We start from the raw sequence: 12,873 nt of genomic DNA, 5'->3' as shown, positions 1-12,873 counted from the left end.
TTCGGGGTGGGGGTGGGGGTGGGCGAAGGGGGTAGTTCGGGGCAGGCCGGGCGGCCGGAGCGGCAGCCGAGACAGGGCCGGTCGTGACCACGTACCCTTTCGGCATGTCCACCCCAGCAACGGGCGCGGCCACACTCGCGCCGCGCCGGTCGAGCCGGTTCGTTGCCTGGGTGCGCGCGTGGCGCGCTGGGTTGGTGCCGTACGACGAGGTCGCCGACGCCATCGCCGGCGACGAGGAACATCTCGTCGCGGATGCCCCGGGCACCTGGACCGACGTCCCGCTGGGTGCCGCGCTGCCCACCCTGGCCAAGCTCTCCCCGGACGAGATCCGTTTGGTGCTGCCCGCGCCGGGCGACCCCCGGGGGCTGCCCGGCCCCGGTGACTTCGCCGGCGCGGCGCTGGTCACGGGTGAGGCGGTGGTGGCTGGTGGGCTCGGGTTGATCCCGGAGGTCCGCTCGCACACCTCCGGCTCCGGGGACTGCTTCGAGACGGTGCTGTGGCGGGTCTACCCGCTGCCGGCCAACGCGCCCGCCGCATCACTCTCGTTGCCCGGCGCCGCCGAGGCGGAGGCCGAGCTGGCCGCCGCGCTGGCCGAGACGACCGCCGCGCTGACCCGCCTCGACGTGGCCCAGTGGCGGCCCGAGCTGGCCGGTGCGCTGGCCGCGCTGCGCCGGCCCGACGGCACCACCGACCTGCCCCCGGGCTTCGACCCGCGGGCCCGCCGCCTCTTCGCCCGGGCCGCGGTGCTCGACCGGGTGCTCGCGCTGGCCGGGCACGCCGCGCCGGGTGGGGCGATCAACAACTACGAGGCGCAGCAACGGGACGCGGCACTTCGTCCTCTCACCAATGCCTGCCGGCAGGCATTGGTGGCCGCCTGCAACGCTCCCCTGCGCCCCTGACCAGACGGGCGTGCCCGCCCGCCGCCACGCCGCGCCGCCCGCCGCCACGCCGCGCGCAAGATCCGCGCAGTTTCCCTGTTGTTGCTGTCTCCGGCCGACTTGAGGCAGCAACAACACGGAAGTTGCGCGGATCTTGGCCGCCGCGCGACGACCGGGATTGGTCAGACCTCGTCGAGCAGGTCCGCGACCGAGTTGATGATCCGGGACGGGCGGTACGGGTAACGCTCGGCCTCGGTGCGGCTGCTGATCCCGGTGAGCACCAGGATGGTCTCCAGCCCGGCCTCCAGGCCGCACAGGATGTCGGTGTCCATCCGGTCGCCGATCATCGCGGTGCTCTCCGAGTGTGCGTTGATCGTGTTGAGCGCCGAGCGCATCATCATCGGGTTCGGCTTGCCGACGAAGTACGGCTCGACCCCCGTCGCCTTGGAGATCATGGCGGCGACCGAACCGGCGGCGGGCAGGGCACCCTCGACGGACGGGCCGGTCACGTCGGGGTTGGTGCAGATGAACCGGGCGCCGTCGTTGATCAGTCGGACGGCCTTCGTGATCGCCTCGAAGCTGTAGGTACGGGTCTCGCCGAGCACCACGTAGTCCGGGGCGAAGTCGGTGAGCACGTAGCCGACCGCGTGCAGCGCCGTGGTCAGCCCGGCCTCACCGATGACGTACGCGGTGCCGCCCGGCCGCTGGTCGGCGAGGAACTGGCCGGTGGCCAGCGCCGACGACCAGATCGACTCCTCCGGTACGTCCAGCCCCATCCGGCTCAGGCGGGCCGTCAGGTCACGCGGGGTGTAGATCGAGTTGTTGGTCAACACCAGGAACGGCTTGCCGGAGGAGCGCAGCCGGTTGATGAACTCCGGCGCGCCGGGCACCGGCTGGCCCTCGTGCACCAGCACGCCGTCCATGTCGGTCAGCCAGCTCTGCACGGGCTTGCGGTCATGCATCATGATCCTCAGAGGTCAGGGGCGACGGGTCGGCACGCAACAGACGGTGGCGCAGGTGTCCCACATGGGCAGCTCACCCAGGCGGCGGCGCAGCTGCGCACCGTCCGGGTCGGTCCGCTCGGTGACCAGCTCACGCACCATGGTCACGAAGCGCGGGTCGGTGCCGGGGGTGTCGGCCCGGACGAAGTCCAGGCCGAGCTGCTTGGCCGTCTCCAGGGCCTCGGTGTCCAGGTCCCACACGACCTCCAGGTGATCGGAGACGAACCCGATCGGGCTGACCACCACGCCGGTGGTGCCGCTCTCGGCGAGGGTGGCCAGGTGGTCGTTGATGTCCGGTTCCAGCCACGGCATCTGCGGAGGGCCGGAGCGGCTCTGCCAGACCAGGTCGTACTCCAGGTCGGGGGCGGCGGCAGCGGCCACCAGCCGGGCCGTCTCGTGCAACTGCGCCTCGTACCGGCCGCCGTGCGGGCCGGCGTTGGCCGCCATCGAGGTGGGGATGGAGTGTGCGGTGAAGACCAACCGGGTGGTGTCCCGCAACGCCTGGTCGAGCTGGCCCAGGGCCGCCCGGACCGCGTCGGTGTGCGGCTCGACGAAGCCGGGGTGGTCCCAGAACTGACGCAGCTTCTCGATCACCGGCGCGTCCGCGCCGACGGCGGCCCGGGCGGCGGCGATGTCCTCCTGGTACTGCCGGCAGGACGAGTAGCCGCCGTACGCGCTGGTGACGAAGGCCAGCGCCCGGGTGATCCCGTCGTCGCGCATCTGGGTCACGGTGTCGGTGAGCATCGGGTCCCAGTTGCGGTTGCCCCAGTAGACGGGCAGGTCCAGACCGTGCGCGGCGAAGTCGGCGCGGACGGCGGCCAACAGCTCACGGTTCTGCTGGTTGATCGGGGACACCCCACCGAAGTGCTGGTAGTGCTCGGCGACCTCGGCCAGCCGCTCGGGCGGCACGCCTCGGCCACGGGTCACGTTCTGCAGGAACGGCATCACGTCCTCGGGCCGCTCCGGCCCACCGAAGGACACCAGCACCACCGCGTCGTACGACATGGGGTCATTCTCGCCCCTCGGCCGTGACCGCCCGGCGACGCCCCCTGGTCCGGCCGCGCAGATCACGCGAACGGCGACCAGGGAGCGTCAGGGCGCAGCGTCAGGAGCCGATGGCGTGGTAGCCGCCGTCGACGTGGACGATCTCGCCGGTGGTGGCCGGGAACCAGTCGGAGAGCAGCGCCAGGCAGGCCTTGGCGGCGGGCTCCTGGTCGGTGAGGCTCCAGCCCAGCGGGGCCCGCTCGGCCCAGGCGTCCTCGAACTGGTCGAAGCCGGGGATCGACTTGGCCGCGATGGTCCGCAGCGGCCCGGCGGCGACCAGGTTGCTCCGGATGCCCTGCTTGCCCAGGTGCAGCGCCAGGTAGCGCGACGCGGACTCCAGGCCGGCCTTGGCCACGCCCATCCAGTCGTAGACCGGCCACGCCTTCGTGGCGTCGAAGGTCAGGCCGACCACCGCGCCACCGGGCGACATGAGCGGCAGCGCGGCCATGGCCAGCGACTTGTACGAGAAGGTGGAGACGTGCAGGGCGGTCGCCACGTCCTCCCACGGAGCGTCGAGGAAGCCACCGCCGAGGCAGCTCTGCGGGGCGAAACCGATCGAGTGCACCACACCGTCGAGGCCGTCGACGTGCTCGCGTACGCGGTCGGCGAGACCGGCCAGGTGCTCGGTGTTGGTGACGTCCACCTCGATGACCGGGGCGGGCTCGGGCAGCCGCTTGGCGATCCGCTCGACCAGGGAGAGCCGGCCGTAGCCGGTGAGCACGACCTGCGCGCCGTTCTCCTGGGCGAGCTTCGCCACCGAGAAGGCGATCGAGGCGTCGGTGATGACACCGGTGACGAGCAGCCGCTTACCGGCGAGCAGTCCGGACATCGCAGATTTCCTCCGTAGTCAAAAGGGTCAGTGGCCCATGCCGAGGCCGCCGTCGACCGGGATCACGGCGCCGGAGACGTACCCGGCGCTGTCGGAGGCCAGCCAGGTGACCACCCCGGCGACCTCGTCCGGGCTGGCCATCCGGCCGGCCGGGATCGACTTGCGGATCTCCGCCTTGCGGTCCTCGGACAGGCCGGCGGTCATGTCGGTGTCGATGAAGCCGGGTGCCACCACGTTCGCGGTGATGTTGCGGCTGCCCAGCTCCCGGGTGATCGAGCGGGCCACGCCGACCAGACCGGCCTTGCTGGCGGCGTAGTTGACCTGCCCGGCGCCGCCGGCGAGGCCGACCACCGAGGAGATGAAGATCATGCGGCCCCACTTGGCGCGGAGCATCTTGCCGGAGGCCCGCTTGGCGACCCGGAACGCACCGGTGAGATTGGTGTCCACCACATCGGTGAACTGCTCCTCGGTCATCCGCAGCAGCAGCGTGTCGGCGGTCATGCCGGCGTTGGCGACCAGCACCTCGACCGGGCCCAGCTCGGCTTCGACGGCGGTGAACGCGGCGTCGATCGAGGCGGCGTCGGTGACGTCGGCGCGTACGCCGAACAGCCCGTCGGGGGCCTCACCGCTGCGGTGGGTGACCGCCACCCGGTCGCCCTGCTTGGCGAAGGCCTGCGCGATGGCCAGGCCGATTCCCCGGTTGCCCCCGGTCACCAGCACGGTACGGGCCACTGTTCCCCCTTGCGAATGGTCAGCACGGACGCGTCGGAGCCTAGGCGTTACCGGCAGGTAAGCGCTAACGGGAGTCGCGTCACACTGGGGTACGACACCGGGATCAACCCCTGGTGGCACGCCCTGGAGGCGGCGCAACCGTAGCCTTCCGGTGGTGAACCGGCAACCGATCGCCGTGGCCCTGCGGGCGCTGCGGCAGACCCTGCTGGGCCCGGACGCCCCGGCCGAACGGCCGCTGCTGGCCCGCTGGCCCCGGCTGGCCCCGTACGCCACCCCGGTGGGCCTGCTCGCCGCGCTCGGCCTCTTTCTGATCACGCTGACGGTGGAGAGCGAGTGGGGCCTGCCGACGCCGATCGCGCTGCTGTTCGCGGCGATGACCGTGGCGCCGCTGCTGGCGTTGCCCCGGCGTCCGCTGCTGGCCTGGCGGCTGACCGTGCTGGCCCTGCTGATCTGCACGTTCAACGCGCCGGCCGACCAGTCCTGGCCGTGGACCCCGCCGCTGGCGCTCGGGTCGATCGCGGTGCTGGCGGTGGTCGTCGCGCGGGTCGACCGGCCGGTGCTGGTCTGGGTGGTGGCGATCAGCACGGTGCCGGTGCTCGCCCTGGTCGACCCGGAGAACCGGGTCGCCGTCCTGCTGCTGCTGGGCGCGCTGGCGATCGTCGGTGACCTGATCCGACGCAACCGGCTGTCCCGGGCCGCGCTGGCCGCGCAGACCGAGCAGAGCGAGCGGGAGCAGGAGCGCCGCGCGGTGCTGGAGGAGCGCACCCGGATCGCCCGGGAGATGCACGACGTGGTGGCCCACCACATGTCGCTGATCGCGGTGCAGGCCGAGACCGCCCCGTACCGGCTGACGGACGTGCCGGCGCCGGCGGCTGCGGAGTTCGTCGCCATCGCCGCGTCGGCCCGCGACGCGCTGACCGACATGCGACGGTTGCTGGGGGTGCTGCGCAGCGAGTCGTCCGGGCCGCAGACCGCGCCGCAGCCGGACCTGGCCGACCTGGACGCCATGGTGGACGCGGCACGCCGGGCCGGGCTGCCGGTGACCCTGGACGCCGGGCCGGTGGACGACGAGCAGGTGCCCGCGCCGGTCGGGCTGGCCGCGTACCGCATCGTGCAGGAAGGTCTCGCCAACGCGGCCCGGCACGCGGTCGGCGCCGCGGTGCGGGTCACCGTCCGCGCGGGTCGCTCCGGTCTGGAGGTACGCGTCGAGAACTCCCCGGCCGACGCCCCACCGACCCCCGACGGCGGCCCCGGGCACGGGCTGACCGGCATGAGGGAACGGGCCACCTCGCTGGGCGGTACGTTCACCGCCGGGCCGCTGCCCGACGGGGGTTACGCGGTGGCGGCCGAGTTGCCGTACGACGCGGAGGGCGGGGACGCGTGATCAAGGTGCTGATCGCCGACGACCAGGCGATGGTCCGGCAGGGCTTCGGCGCGCTGCTGGCCGCCCAGCCGGACCTGCTGGTGGTGGGTGACGCCGCCGATGGCGCGCAGGCCGTCGCCGCCGCCCGCCGCCTCGACCCGGACGTGGTGCTGATGGACGTGCGGATGCCGGTCATGGACGGGTTGGCCGCGACCCGCAAGCTGCTCGGTGACCGTTCGGCGCAGCGACCCCGGGTGCTCATCCTCACCACCTTCGACCTGGACGACTACGTGTACGAGGCGCTGCGCGCCGGGGCCAGCGGCTTCCTGCTCAAGGACGCCCCGGCGGCCGACCTGGTGCAGGCGGTGCGGGTCGTGGCGGCCGGTGACGCGCTGCTCGCCCCCGCGGTCACCCGCCGGCTGATCGCCGAGTTCGCGGCCCGCCCGGACCGCCACCGTCCGCGCCCCACCGACCTGGCCGGGCTCACCCCACGGGAGACCGAGGTGCTGCGGTTGATCGCCCGGGGTCGCAACAACGCGGAGATCGCCGCTGACCTGGTGGTGGCCGAGCAGACCGTGAAGACGCACATCGGGCGGATCCTGGCCAAGCTGGGACTACGAGACCGGGCCCAGGCCGTGGTGCTGGCGTACGAGACGGGTCTGGTGGCCGCCGGCGAGTAGCCCCGGGGAGCCAGCCCGCAGACGGCTCCCCGGGACGACGACCGAGCGCCGCCCACCCGCGCACTCTCCCTCCGGACGACATTCCGGAGGGAGAACGTGATGCGACGACGAGGTGCCAGCCGGGTGGCGGTGGCCGCACTGCTCGGCGTGAACCTGGTACTGCCGACCCGACCCGAGCCGGTTGCGGCGGCGGGGTTCGTCGAGGCGTACCCGGTGATGGCGGCGGCGCTGCGCGCGGCCGGCCCGCCCTACGCGGACTGGGCGGCCGACGGACGCCGGTTCCTGACGTTCGACCCGCGGGGCGACGGTCGCGCGGTCGAGGTGCTCGGCGACCTGGCCGGCGCGGACCGGATCGCGGTGCTGGTGCCGGGGGTGGGGAGCACCCTGGCCGACTTCGACCGGGGGTTGGGCGGTGTGACCCGCCGGGCGCCGGCGGTGCAGGCCGGGCAGCTCTACCGGGAGCTGCGGGCGACCGAGCCGGCGGCGCGGGTCGCGGTGCTGGCCTGGCTCGGCTACGACCCGCCCGACGGGGTGCTGACCGCGGCCGGTGGCGTCAGCGCCCGGCGCGGCGCGGACGGGCTCGGCGCGCTGCTGCGGGAACTGGCCGCACGCCGCCCGGCGGCGACGATCACGCTGGTCGGGCACAGCTACGGGGCGTTGGTGGTGTCGCTGGCGGCGGCGGACGCCCCGGCCCAGGTCACCGACGTGGTCAGCCTCGGTGGTGTGGGCGCCGGGGTGCAGCGCGCCGACGAGCTGCCCGGTGGGCGGCGGTTCTGGGCGGCCGAGGCGTCGAGCGACTGGGTGCGTCGGGTGCCGCCGGTGCGACTGCTCGGCCTGGGTTTCGGCCGTCGCCCCGGCGACCCGGCGTTCGGCGCCCGACCCTTGTCGACAGCCGGGGTGGACGGGCACGACGGCTACCTGGTGCCGGGCAGCGCCGCGCTGGTCGCGGTGGCGGCGGTGGTGCTGGGCGGCGGCGACACCGAGCGGGTCGGGGACGCCCGGTGAGCCGGGACCGTGCCGTCGACGCGCTGCGGGCGTACGCCATCGGCGGGGTGGTGCTGGGGCACTGGCTGGTCACCGGGCTGGTACTGACCGGCGACGGTGGGCTGCACCAGGCCAGCCCGCTGACCGCCCTGCCCGGTCTGGCCCCGCTGACCTGGGCGTTGCAGACACTCGGCCTGTTCTTCTTCACCGCCGGGTTCGGCTCGACCCGGTCGCTGGCCCGCCACCGGGGAGGCGCGGGCGGTTGGCTGGCGCGTCGGCTGCGCCGGCTGCTCCTGCCCACGGTGGCGCTGCTGGGGGTGGGTGCCGCCGTGCTGCTCGCCGCCACCGTCGCCGGCACCCCGGACGACACGCTCACCGTGGCGTTGCGGCTGGCGATCAGTCCCCTGTGGTTCCTGGTGCCGCTGGTGTCCCTGGTCGCGCTGACCGGCCCACTGCGCGCCGCCGTACGCCGTTGGGGGGTGGCCCGCTGCGTCGCGCCGGCGGTGGTCACGGTCGCGGCGGTCGACCTGGCCGTCCGCCTGTTGCCGGCCGGCACCGACGTGCCACCGGTCACCGTGCTGGCGGCGTGGGCGGTGCCGTTCCTGCTGGGCGTGGCGCACGCCGACGGGCAGCTGGACGGTCGTCGGACGGCGGGCACGTTGGCGGGCGGCGGAGTCGTCGCGCTGGGGGCGCTGCTGGCGCTGGGCTACCCGGTGAGCGCGGTCGGAGTGCCCGGGGCCGGGGTGTCCAACCTGAACCCGCCGTCGCTGCTGGCCGTGGCGCTGGCGGTCACCCAGGTCGGGCTGGGGCTGCTCGCCCGACCGGCGCTGCAACGGCTGCTCGCCCGGCCACTACCCGGCCGGGCGGCGACCGAGGTGAACCGGCAGGCGGTCCGGATCTACCTGTGGCACCAGCCGGTGCTGGTGGCGGTGACCGCCCTCACCGCCCGCAGCGGGCTGACCCTGCCGGGTCTGCACACCGTCCCGGACGGCCCGGGCTGGGTGCTGGCGCGGTGCTGCTGGCTGCCGTTGCTGGCCGCGGTGCTGGTCACGGTGGTGCGGACGGGCCGACCGCAGCCGCGGCGCCGACCGGCCGGTGGAGGGGTCGCCGACCGGTCGGCCGAGTGCGTCCCGCCGGCACCGCAGGTGTACGATCATCAACGTTCCGGCCGGGCCGACTTGCAGGAGGTGATCGCTGTGCGAGATAGCGATCCTCCCAGTCGTGGCCGGGCCGATGGTCAGACCCGCTGAGCCACGACTCAGACTGGTGAGCTGACCCCGCTCCGCTCCCCCACCGCTTCGGCCGACGCCGAGGTGCGTGCGCCGCGCCGTCCGAATCCGGACGGTCGCCGGGAGCCGCCCGGTCACGACTTCGTGTGCGCGTCCCCACCCCCTGCGGTCCGCCCCCGCACGCGGACCGTCCAGCCGCCACCCGGAGCCGTCCATGAGCCGCTACGTCGCCCCGCTGGGCTTCACCCTCGCCGCCGTCTGGGTGGCCGTCGTCTTCGTGCTGGCCGGCGGCGGTCACTGACCGTCGCGCTCACCCGCCCCGTCCCGCCGCCCCGACGGGCGGTGCCCGGTACCAGCCCGGGCACCGCCGACGTCAGAGCATCCGCCCGACGTCAGAGCATTCGCGACGTCAGAGCATCCGTGACGACCAGAGCAGGCTGAGCGCGCCGGCGCAGAGCGCCAACAGCAGCGCGAGCCCCGCGTACCACTGGGTCACCTCACGGGGCTCGGTGCGGAACCCGATCGAGCTGCCCATGTCCTGGTAGACCTGCTTCAGCTCGCTCACCGAGGCCGCCTCGTAGAAGTAGCCCTCGGTGGTCTCGGCAAGCTCGGCGAGCGCCATCCGGTCCACCGGCACCCGCTGCAACTGCCCGCCGATGTCGACCTGGCCGGTGTCGGTGCCGAAGGCGATGGTGGAGACCGGGACGTTGGCCGCCTGCGCCGCTGCCGCCGCCTCCTCCACCGCGCGACCGGAGGTGCGGAAACCGTCGGAGAGCAGCACGATCCGTGCCGGCGGGATGCCCGCCGCGCCGTCGGCCGGCACCGACCGGATCGCCTCCAGGCAGGTGAACACCGCCTCGCCGGTCGCGGTCGCCTCGGCCAGCACCAGCCCGTCGATCGCACTGGTCACCGCGTCCCGGTCCTTGCCCGGGGGCACCAGCACGTTGGCCGCCTTGGCGAACGACACGAGGCCCAGGTTGTAGCTCTCCGGCAGCTCACCGACGAACTGCTTGGCCGCCTCCTGGGCCGCCTCCAACCGGTTCGGCGCCACGTCGTCGGCCTGCATCGACAACGACACGTCGATGGCGAGCATCACGGTGGCCCGTTCCAGCGGCTCCTTGGTGTCCACCGCCGGCCGGGCCAGCGCGGTGGCCAGCACCAGCAGGCAGAGCAGGAACGCGGTCGCCGGGACGTGCCGGCGCCAGCCCAGCCCCTTCGGCGCCAGCGTACGCAGCAGGTCCACGTTGGTGAACCGCATCGCGTACGCCCGGCGGTGCAGCTGCCGCCAGACGTAGAACGCGGCAAGGGCGAGCACCGGCAGAACGGCCAGCAGCCACCACGGTTGCATGAAACGGATCATCGTGTCGTCCCCCGGGTGCGGGCGTGCCGCTGCGCGGCCACGAATCGCACCATGTCCAGCAGCCAGTCTCGGTCGGTACGCAGACGCAGGTGGGCCGCGCCGGCGCCCCGCAGGGCGGCGGCGATCGTGGCCCGTTGGGCGGCGGCGGCATCGGCGTAGCGCTGCCGCAGCCGAGGGTCGGCGGTCTGCACCTCGTGCAGCTCGCCGGTCTCCGGGTCGACCACCGGCAGCACGCCCACGTCGGGCAGCTCCAGCTCCCGAGGGTCGATCACCTCGATCGCCAGCACGTCGTGGCGGACCCGGAGCTTGCGCAACGGGCGGGCCCACTGCTCGGCCGGCGCGAGGAAGTCCGACACGACCACGGCCACCCCGCGTCGACGGGGCGGACGGTTGAGCATCTCGATCAGGGCACCCAGATCCCCCCGGCCGGGCTGGATGGTGGTGCCGGCCACCGTACGCAACAGGCCCTGCGCCTCCTTGCGACCGGAACGGGCCGGCAGGCGGGTGAGCACCCCCGGCCCGGCCGGCGGTGGCGCTCCCCGCCAGCGGCGGGCCGGGGCGGACGCGCCGCCGCCGGTGCCGATCACGGCGCCGATCCGGTTGCCGCCGCGCACCGTCAGGTGGGTGATGGCGGCCGCGGCGGCGACCACCACCTCACGCTTGAGCCACTGCCCGGTGCCGAAGTCCAGGCTCGCGGACAGGTCCAGGGCCAGCCAGGTCTCCAGCTCCCGGTCGGCCACCGTACGACGGACGTGCGGAGTCGTGGTGCGCGCGGTGACCGGCCAGTCCATCCGGCGCACGTCGTCGCCGGGGCGGTACTCCCGTGACTCTCCCGCCTCACTGCCCGGCCCGGGCAGCAGGCCGGCGTAGTCGCCCTGGAGCAGACCGTCGAGCTTGCGGGTGACGAGCAGTTGCAGCCGGGACAGCACGGCCTCGCTGCGGTCGGCGAGGGGGGCGGGACGAGGGGTGGGTGAGGTCACGGGCGCTGCCCGGGCCAGCCAGCGCCCGGCGGCGGCGCGGTCGACGACGGGGTGGCCTGCTGGCGGGGAGCGACGGCCGGGAGCGGGATCGTCGACATCACCCGGTGCACGATGTGGTCGGCGGGCACGTCGTCGGCGAGCGCGTCGTAGCTGAGCACCAACCGGTGCCGAAGGATGTCCGGTGCGATGTCCTGCACGTCCTGCGGCAGGGCGTAGTCGCGCCCGCGCAGCAGCGCCAGGGCACGGGTGGCCCGGACCAGGCCCAGCGAGGCGCGCGGGCTGGCCCCGTACTGGATCAGTTGCGCGACGTCGGGCATCCCGTGCTCGGCCGGGGCGCGGGTGGCCAACACCAACCGGACCGCGTAGTCGACCAGGGCGTTGTGCACGAAGACCTGGTCCGCCTTGCGTTGCAGGGCGATCAGCTCGGGGGTGTCGAACACCGCGCTCGGCTCCGGCGGGGCCACGCCCATCCGGTAGACGATCTCCCGTTCCTCCGCGTCGGTCGGGTAGCCCACCACGATCTTCATGAGGAACCGGTCCCGCTGCGCCTCCGGCAGCGGGTAGACGCCCTCCTGCTCGATCGGGTTCTGGGTGGCCATCACCAGGAACGGGTCGGGCACCCGGTGGGTCTCCCCGCCGATGGACACCTGCCGCTCGCTCATCACCTCCAGCAGCGCGGACTGCACCTTCGCCGGAGCCCGGTTGATCTCGTCCGCGAGGAGGAAGTTGACGAAGACCGGGCCCAGCTCGACGTCGAACTTCTCGCTGGACTGCCGGTAGATCCGGGTACCCATGATGTCGGCGGGCACCAGGTCCGGGGTGAACTGCACCCGGGCGAAGGACCCGCCGACGACCTTGGCGAGGGTCTCCACCGCGAGCGTCTTGGCGACCCCGGGCACCCCTTCGATCAGGCAGTGGCCCCGGGCGAGCAGCGCGACGAACATCCGCTCCACCATCCGGTCCTGCCCGACGATCACGCGTTTGATCTCGAACAACGCCTTCTCCAGCAGACTGGCGTCCTGCGCGGGCGTGGTCACCGGCGCAGGCGTCTGCGGTGCTGCCCCGTTCGGCGTCGGGGCGTCGGGCATGGTCGGCTGGGCCACCGGTCCTCCACAGCGTTGGTCGTCGTCGCGGCTCGTGCGGTATCAAGACTCGCACGCCTTGCTGAGTGTCGAGGTGGGGAGAAGCCGTTTTTTGCCGCGCCGTCCCCGGCAGCCGAATCGTGCGTCGCGGGCGTGCACGGACCGGCCCGCCGCGTGTACGATTCACCCCGTCGCCGGGCGGCTCCCCCCGTGGTCGCCCGGCGCTCAAACTTCCTCTCCCGCCGCCCTAGACTGGCCGGGATGAGCATCCCCCTCCCCGCCGACGAGGCCCTGGTCTGCTCGGCCCGGGGCTGCCGCGCCGCCGCCGTCTGGGCCCTCGAGTGGAACAATCCGCGGCTGCACGACGCCGATCGGCGCAAGACCTGGCTGGCCTGCGACGCGCACCGGAGCACCCTCGGTGACTTCCTGGACGCTCGCGGCTTTCTGCGTGCCGTCACTCCGGTGCCCGGATCGCCTACGCTCGACATGTGAGCGGCGACCCTTCGGCTATCCCTGGCCCCACCTCCCCCTCCCGGCCGCCCACCCCGGCCCCCGAACCACCCGGCGTGGAGCCGCCGCCCGGTGCGTTCCCCGCACCCGGCACGCTCGGCCCGGAGCCCGCCGCGCCCGACGTGTCGTGGCCCGCCCCACTGCCGCCGGCCGCGCTGCCACCACCCGACCACCGGCCGGCACCCGCCGCCGACCAGCGCG

General features: G+C 73.9%; 13 protein-coding genes and 1 pseudogene. 7 read left to right on the top strand and 7 right to left on the bottom strand.

Annotation, left to right across the window (positions count from 1 at the left end; all coding sequences use genetic code 11):
* Positions 1-104 precede the first annotated feature (104 nt).
* Positions 105-899 carry an Rv1486c family protein gene (locus LADH09A_RS25430; protein WP_238648030.1) on the top strand — a complete coding sequence of 265 codons (795 nt, stop codon included), beginning with the start codon at positions 105-107 and terminating at the stop codon, positions 897-899.
* Between the two features lie 161 nt (positions 900-1,060).
* On the opposite strand, the gene LADH09A_RS25425 is transcribed toward LADH09A_RS25430, so the two are convergent.
* The 4 genes from LADH09A_RS25425 to fabG all read right to left on the bottom strand — a co-directional run bounded on the left by LADH09A_RS25425 (position 1,061) and on the right by fabG (position 4,484).
* Positions 1,061-1,840, bottom strand: a complete 780-nt coding sequence (locus LADH09A_RS25425) for an HAD-IIA family hydrolase (RefSeq protein WP_099855682.1) — start codon at positions 1,838-1,840, stop codon at positions 1,061-1,063.
* A 15-nt stretch (positions 1,841-1,855) separates the two neighbouring features.
* Complete coding sequence (locus LADH09A_RS25420; RefSeq protein WP_238648028.1) at positions 1,856-2,884, bottom strand: ferrochelatase; 1,029 nt, start codon at positions 2,882-2,884, stop codon at positions 1,856-1,858.
* Between the two features lie 100 nt (positions 2,885-2,984).
* Positions 2,985-3,752, bottom strand: a complete 768-nt coding sequence (fabI, locus tag LADH09A_RS25415) for an enoyl-ACP reductase FabI (RefSeq protein WP_179780039.1) — start codon at positions 3,750-3,752, stop codon at positions 2,985-2,987.
* Positions 3,753-3,779: 27 nt separating this feature from the next.
* Entirely contained in the window at positions 3,780-4,484 is a 705-nt protein-coding gene (gene fabG, locus LADH09A_RS25410) for a 3-oxoacyl-ACP reductase FabG (protein WP_238648026.1), read from the bottom strand.
* A 154-nt stretch (positions 4,485-4,638) separates the two neighbouring features.
* On the opposite strand from fabG, the gene LADH09A_RS25405 reads away from it, so the two are divergent.
* From LADH09A_RS25405 to LADH09A_RS25390, 4 genes are all read left to right on the top strand, one after another.
* Positions 4,639-5,868, top strand: coding sequence for a sensor histidine kinase (locus LADH09A_RS25405; protein ID WP_238648024.1), 1,230 nt, complete (start codon positions 4,639-4,641; stop codon positions 5,866-5,868).
* Entirely contained in the window at positions 5,865-6,527 is a 663-nt protein-coding gene (locus LADH09A_RS25400) for a response regulator (RefSeq protein ID WP_238648023.1), read from the top strand. Before LADH09A_RS25405 ends, LADH09A_RS25400 begins: the two co-directional genes overlap by 4 nt.
* A 99-nt stretch (positions 6,528-6,626) precedes the next feature.
* Positions 6,627-7,532 (top strand): alpha/beta hydrolase, encoded by a 906-nt coding sequence (locus tag LADH09A_RS25395; protein ID WP_238648022.1) that lies wholly within the window; start codon positions 6,627-6,629, stop codon positions 7,530-7,532.
* Positions 7,529-8,761, top strand: a complete 1,233-nt coding sequence (locus LADH09A_RS25390) for an acyltransferase family protein (RefSeq protein ID WP_238648021.1) — start codon at positions 7,529-7,531, stop codon at positions 8,759-8,761. Before LADH09A_RS25395 ends, LADH09A_RS25390 begins: the two co-directional genes overlap by 4 nt.
* Before the next feature lie 388 nt (positions 8,762-9,149).
* On the opposite strand, the gene LADH09A_RS25385 is transcribed toward LADH09A_RS25390, so the two are convergent.
* From LADH09A_RS25385 to LADH09A_RS25375, 3 genes are read right to left on the bottom strand one after another with little or no spacing between them, the layout of a single operon-like run.
* The gene (locus tag LADH09A_RS25385) at positions 9,150-10,100 is read right to left on the bottom strand and encodes a VWA domain-containing protein (protein ID WP_238648020.1); all 951 of its coding nucleotides are present in this window, start codon (positions 10,098-10,100) and stop codon (positions 9,150-9,152) included.
* Positions 10,097-11,098: a DUF58 domain-containing protein gene (locus LADH09A_RS25380; RefSeq protein ID WP_238648067.1), complete on the bottom strand. Its 1,002-nt coding sequence runs from the start codon at positions 11,096-11,098 to the stop codon at positions 10,097-10,099. The genes LADH09A_RS25385 and LADH09A_RS25380 overlap by 4 nt, the downstream gene beginning before the upstream one ends.
* Positions 11,077-12,183 carry an AAA family ATPase gene (locus tag LADH09A_RS25375; RefSeq protein ID WP_238648019.1) on the bottom strand — a complete coding sequence of 369 codons (1,107 nt, stop codon included), beginning with the start codon at positions 12,181-12,183 and terminating at the stop codon, positions 11,077-11,079. Before LADH09A_RS25375 ends, LADH09A_RS25380 begins: the two co-directional genes overlap by 22 nt.
* 240 nt (positions 12,184-12,423) lie before the next feature.
* On the opposite strand from LADH09A_RS25375, the gene LADH09A_RS25370 reads away from it, so the two are divergent.
* Both LADH09A_RS25370 and LADH09A_RS25365 read left to right on the top strand, forming a co-directional pair.
* On the top strand, positions 12,424-12,654 hold the full coding sequence (locus LADH09A_RS25370) for a hypothetical protein (RefSeq protein ID WP_238648018.1): 231 nt from the start codon (positions 12,424-12,426) through the stop codon (positions 12,652-12,654).
* Positions 12,651-12,873: pseudogene (locus LADH09A_RS25365) on the top strand (PH domain-containing protein); the annotation flags it as partial. The gene LADH09A_RS25370 and the pseudogene LADH09A_RS25365, both read left to right, overlap by 4 nt.

Source organism: Micromonospora cabrerizensis (assembly GCF_022230955.1).
GTDB classification, from domain to species: Bacteria; Actinomycetota; Actinomycetes; order Mycobacteriales; family Micromonosporaceae; genus Micromonospora; species Micromonospora cabrerizensis.
The sequence above is the reverse complement of the archived record's forward strand: the minus strand, read 5'-3'. Positions and strand labels throughout refer to the sequence as shown.